Origin of the sequence: Bradyrhizobium sp. AUGA SZCCT0182 (assembly GCF_018130185.1) — a bacterium.
Lineage (GTDB): Bacteria > Pseudomonadota > Alphaproteobacteria > Rhizobiales > Xanthobacteraceae > Bradyrhizobium.
The window spans coordinates 1-1,210 of record NZ_JAFCLY010000106.1 but is presented as its reverse complement, the minus strand read 5'-3'; the positions used below and the strand labels follow the sequence as shown (position 1 = coordinate 1,210).

Here is a 1,210-nt window from a genome sequence, read left to right as displayed (position 1 = left end):
GTATGGGTCGTAAGTCTCGGTGCCTCGATTAAGATGGGGCGATCGAGGCGGGCGTTGCGGGGTTTATGGGAGGTCGTTGGCGGCCGTCGGGATCTCGCACCCCGCCTCGTTTAATTGAAGGGCCGGACACCCGGACGGTAGCAAGTGCTGGCCGCACGTTTGACGATCCAGGAGCCGGCCCTGCCTCGAGAACAAGGCAGGAGCAGCATGACACTCTCTCATTTAGCGGACAATATTTTTGTCGGCATCGATGTCGGTGGCGCGGGCCTGGACGTGGCATGGCATCGGGGCGATAGCGCCCATTACGCAAATCGCCCCGATGCCATTGCCACACTGGTCGAGCGGTTGCGGAGCGGGCCTAAATTGACGCGCATCGTGCTGGAGCCGACCGGCGGCTATGAGAAGGCGCTGGTGAAGGCGTTGCGTCAGGCGCAGTTGCCGGTGGAGATCATCCATACGACACGCTTCAAGGCCTACTGCCAACTGGTCGGCGTCAAAGCCAAATCCGACACCTCGGACGCCCGGTTGCTGGCATCCTATGCCGCCGCCCCTGACGAGATACGCGGCCGCAAGGCCGGTCACGTCGAACTGCCGGAAGATGCGATCCGCGAGGCACTTTCTGAACTCGCAAGCCGCCGGGATCAGCTCAAACATATGATCCATGCCGAGACCTGCAGGCTTGGCACGGTGCGGATGACCGATCTCCGCCAGGCGATCGTCACCCACCTTGAGACGCTTAAAGCCGAAGACAAGAAGGTACATCAGATGATGCTGGCACTGGTTCGTCAGCGCCTCGATCTACGGCGCGATCAGCGCCTGCTTAAAACCATCAAGGGCATCGGCCCGAAGTCTGCGCTGGCTTTCCTTGCTTCTGTTCCCGAACTCGGCCGGATCGACAACAAGGCCGCAGCAGCGCTCATCGGCGTCGCTCCATTCGTCCGCAACAGCGGCACCATGACCGCCCCGGCACGAATCCACGGCGGGCGAGCCGCCGTGCGCAGTATCCTCTACATGGCCGCCGTCACTGCCAGCAGGCACAATCCGGTGCTGCGCCCCTTCTACGAACGCCTCATCGCAAAAGGCAAACCGCCAAAAGTCGCCCTCATCGCCATCCTCAGGCGCCTTGTCGTCTTCGCCAATGCCGTAATCAGGTCCGGACAGCCTTGGAAAGGCGCTAACGCCTCTTGACAGCTAACACGGTAGATCCCGG

Annotated in this window: 1 protein-coding gene; it reads left to right on the top strand. The window is 61.8% G+C overall.

Going from position 1 to position 1,210, the window contains the following annotated elements; translation table 11 throughout:
- Positions 1-144 precede the first annotated feature (144 nt).
- On the top strand, positions 145-1,188 hold the full coding sequence (locus JQ611_RS41425) for an IS110 family transposase (RefSeq protein ID WP_312012409.1): 1,044 nt from the start codon (positions 145-147) through the stop codon (positions 1,186-1,188).
- Positions 1,189-1,210: the final 22 nt, after the last annotated feature.